6 protein-coding genes are annotated in these 3,450 nt (G+C 62.6%); 5 read left to right on the top strand and 1 reads right to left on the bottom strand.

Translation table 11 applies throughout. The annotated features are described in order from the left end of the window. Nucleotides 1-101 precede the first annotated feature (101 nt). The 4 genes from EN914_RS28770 to EN914_RS28755 are packed head-to-tail and all read left to right on the top strand — an operon-like array spanning nucleotide 102 to nucleotide 1,983. Nucleotides 102-398, top strand: a complete 297-nt coding sequence (locus EN914_RS28770) for a YciI-like protein (protein WP_024503044.1) — start codon at nucleotides 102-104, stop codon at nucleotides 396-398. A gap of 38 nt (nucleotides 399-436) precedes the next feature. Further along, the gene (locus tag EN914_RS28765; protein WP_024503045.1) at nucleotides 437-862 is read left to right on the top strand and encodes an EVE domain-containing protein; all 426 of its coding nucleotides are present in this window, start codon (nucleotides 437-439) and stop codon (nucleotides 860-862) included. After that, entirely contained in the window at nucleotides 817-1,515 is a 699-nt protein-coding gene (locus EN914_RS28760) for a methyltransferase (protein ID WP_174299057.1), read from the top strand. Before EN914_RS28765 ends, EN914_RS28760 begins: the two co-directional genes overlap by 46 nt. A 51-nt stretch (nucleotides 1,516-1,566) precedes the next feature. Continuing rightward, nucleotides 1,567-1,983 (top strand): DUF1761 domain-containing protein, encoded by a 417-nt coding sequence (locus tag EN914_RS28755; protein ID WP_024503046.1) that lies wholly within the window; start codon nucleotides 1,567-1,569, stop codon nucleotides 1,981-1,983. Between the two features lie 123 nt (nucleotides 1,984-2,106). On the opposite strand, the gene gcvA is transcribed toward EN914_RS28755, so the two are convergent. Beyond that, nucleotides 2,107-3,042, bottom strand: coding sequence for a transcriptional regulator GcvA (gene gcvA, locus EN914_RS28750; RefSeq protein ID WP_024505004.1), 936 nt, complete (start codon nucleotides 3,040-3,042; stop codon nucleotides 2,107-2,109). A 130-nt stretch (nucleotides 3,043-3,172) separates the two neighbouring features. On the opposite strand from gcvA, the gene EN914_RS28745 reads away from it, so the two are divergent. After that, nucleotides 3,173-3,439 (top strand): hypothetical protein, encoded by a 267-nt coding sequence (locus EN914_RS28745; protein WP_013528900.1) that lies wholly within the window; start codon nucleotides 3,173-3,175, stop codon nucleotides 3,437-3,439. The last annotated feature ends 11 nt before the right edge of the window (nucleotides 3,440-3,450 follow it).

Raw genomic sequence — 3,450 nt, 5'->3', positions numbered from 1 at the left:
CACCATCACCGTCCGGCAGGCCGTGACGGCGTTGATGACCCGGCCGCTGAAGACCGAAACCAACGATTGATCCCCACGACTTTGAACGATCAGGAGAAAAAATGCTGTTTGCTGTGATTTGCAAGGATAAGCCCGGAAGCCTGCAGGTGCGCCTCGACACGCGGCCCGAGCATGTTGCCTTTCTCGAGGGGTTGAACGGCGACAAGAAGCTGGCATTCGCCGGTCCGTTCCTTGACACCGAAGGCAAGCCGAATGGCAGCCTTGTGGTCGTCGAAGCACCCGACCTGGCAGGTGCGCAGGCTCTGTCGGCGGCCGACCCCTACGCCAAGGCCGGGCTCTTCGAAAGCGTCGAAATCCGCCCGTGGAACTGGACGTTCAACAAGCCGGCGGCTAGTTAAATCCCGGTCGCCCGCGCGATTCCAAGGAGGAGAAAGACATGAACTACTGGCTGTTCAAATCCGAGCCATTCAAGTTCTCCTTCGAGATGCTGAAGGCCAAGGGCAAGGCCGGCACGCAATGGGACGGCGTGCGCAACTACGCCGCGCGCAACAACATGAAGGCGATGCAGATCGGCGATCTCGGCTTCTTCTATCATTCCAACGAGGGGCTGAACGTGGTCGGCATCGCTGAAGTCTGCGCGCTTGCCCATCCCGACACCACCTCGGACGATCCGCGCTGGGAATGCGTCGACATCCGCGCCGTGCAGGACGTGCCGAACCCGCCGACGCTGGAACAGGTGAAGGCCAATCCCAGGCTTGCCGACATGGCGCTGGTGCGGCTCGGACGGCTTTCCGTGCAGCCGGTGACGCCGGCCGAATGGAAGGAAGTCTGCCGCATGGGCGGCTTGACGCCGGCTCCGTGACGGCGCTCACGCCCAACAGTGCCAAACAGTTCATTCTCGACAACACGGCGCTGATGGCGCCGCCGCACGTGCCGGAGATCCTGCTTCATCTTGCCGACGAAGCGCATGACCTGTGGCAGCGGACCGAGGAAGAGCTGGTCGAAATCGGCCTGCCGCCGCCCTTCTGGGCTTTCGCCTGGGCCGGCGGCCAGGGCCTTGCCCGCTATGTCCTGGACAATTCCGGCACGGTGCGTGGCAAGCACGTGCTCGACTTCGCTTCCGGCTCCGGCCTTGTCGCCATCGCCGCTGCCAAGGCCGGTGCCGCCAAGGTGATCGCCTCCGACATCGACCCGTTCTGCGCCACCGCGATCCGGCTCAACAGCGAGATCAACGGTATCGGGACCGAATTCCTCGGCACGGATTGCATCGGCACCGATGCAGGTTGGGACGTGGTCCTGGCCGGTGATGTTTTCTATGACAAATCTTTCGCTGACCGGCTGGTGCCATGGTTCGCAACGCTGAAGGCGCGCGGCGCCGAAATCCTTGTCGGCGATCCCGGCCGGTCGTATCTGCCGAAGACAGGGCTGGAGCCGCTTGCGGTCTATGAAGTGGCCGTCACGCGGGCGCTGGAGGATGCGCTGGTCAAGCGCACGACCGTCTGGCGGTTCGCTTGACGCGATCGCCGAACAGGCGTTCCATCATATCCAAATCAGAGGGGGGAGCTCATGGATTTTTCAGCAGTGAACTGGCTGGCGGTGGTCGCTGCCGCAATCGTGGCGTGGCTGTTCGGCGCCGCCTGGTACATGAGCCTGAGCAAGGCGTGGCTGAAGGCCGCCAAGCTCGATCCGGCCACGATGAAGAAGTCGCCGCTGCCCTTCGTCGTCAGCTTCATCGCCGAACTGGTCATGGCCACGATAATGGCGCTGGTCGTCGGCGCGATGACCGGCGGCGAGCCGACATGGCTCGCCGGACTTGTCTTCGGCTTCGTGCTCTGGCTGGGTTTCGTCGCCACGACGCTCTCGGTCAACCATCGCTACGAGAATTTCGGCTGGGACCTGACCCTCATCGACGGCGGCCACTGGCTCGGCGTGCTGCTGATCATCGGCGCCGTGATCGGCTGGTTCGGCGCGGTGGCAAGCTGAGTCAAGAAGGGAGTAGGGCAGTAAGGCAGTAGGGGAATAGGGGAGCAGACGGCACCGACGCCTATCCCTACTGCCCTACTGCCCTACTGCCCTACTGCCCTACTGCCCTACTGCCCTACTGCCCTACTGCCCTTTATCCGTGGTCCGCGTCTTGGCGACTTCCTCTAGCATCCATTCGCGAAAGGCGACGATGCGCGGATCGTCGGCGGTATTCTCGGGATAGACCAGGAAATAGGCGAACTCGGGCGCCACCCGCAGGCCGAGTTCGAAAGGCTGCACCAGCCTGCCCTGGGAAAGGTCGTTCGCCACCATGGCGAAATCGGCGAGCGCGACGGCATTGCCGTCGAGCGCTGCCTGGACAGCATCCGTGGAGTTGCCGAACACGACGGTCCGGCTGTCGTCGAAATCATTGATGCCGGCCGCCGCCATCCACATCCGCCAGTTCGGCCATGTCACGCCTTGCCGCGACCATTCGATATGCGCAAGCGTATGGTTGAAAAGATCGCGCGGCTCGCGCAGCGGCGGACCGGACGTCAAAAGGCTCGGGCTGCACACCGGAATGAGGATGTTGTCGAACAGCCGGTGGGTGCGAAGGCCCGGATATTTGCCGGCGCCAAAACGGATGCCGACATCGATGTCGTCGAGTTCGAAATCCCGCACTTCATAGGCAATGTCGAATCGCAACTCGATATCGGGGTGACGCTTGCGAAAATCGTCGACGCGTCGCATCAGCCATTTTGACGCGAACTGCGCGTCGAGCGTTACCTTCAAAAGAGCGGTGCCGCGCGTCAGCTTTTGCGCCCGCGAAACAGCCCGGCCAAGCAGGTCGAGCGCGTCCGCCGAGGCGTCTAACAGCACCGTTCCCGCCTCGGTGAGCCGGATGGTGCGGCTGGTGCGCGTGAACAGCACCAGCCCGAGCTGATCCTCGATTTCCTTGATCTGATGGCTGACGGCGGCCGGTGTCAGCCCAAGCTCGTCGGCGGCACGGGTGAAATTGAGGTGCCGGGCCGCCGCCTCCAGCGTCCTCAAGGCACGAGTCCCAGGCAGAAGACGAGCCATCCTATCCTCAAAGAAAACTTGATGATCGAGAGAAAACTACTCGTTTCCTACAGAGATTTCAATCTGGCATGATCTGTCCATCGAAACATCATCAAGCCGGATTTGATATTCGGGGAGAACGGAGCACACCATGTCCATCATCGTTTTGAATTCGTCCGCACATCGTCCGAACTGGCTGGCCGAAACCCTCGACTGGTTGCGTCACGCCCGGGTCGCGATACGCCTCCCCCGCCGCGATACTGCCTACCAGAACGTCGAGGATCTCTCCGACCGCCAACTGCGCGATATCGGCGGCGCGCGCCGTGATGTCGCTCGCGCAATGGACAAGGAGCTTGGCCGGCTGGGCCTGCTCGACATCGGCTGGCAGAGACCTGGCCGTAGGGGAATAGGGGAGTAGGGGAATAGGGG

The organism is Mesorhizobium sp. M7A.F.Ca.CA.001.08.2.1 (assembly GCF_003998455.1).
In the GTDB taxonomy this organism is placed as follows: domain Bacteria; phylum Pseudomonadota; class Alphaproteobacteria; order Rhizobiales; family Rhizobiaceae; genus Mesorhizobium; species Mesorhizobium ciceri.
Note: the sequence above shows the minus strand (reverse complement) of the source record. Positions and strands in the feature narration are given on the sequence as shown.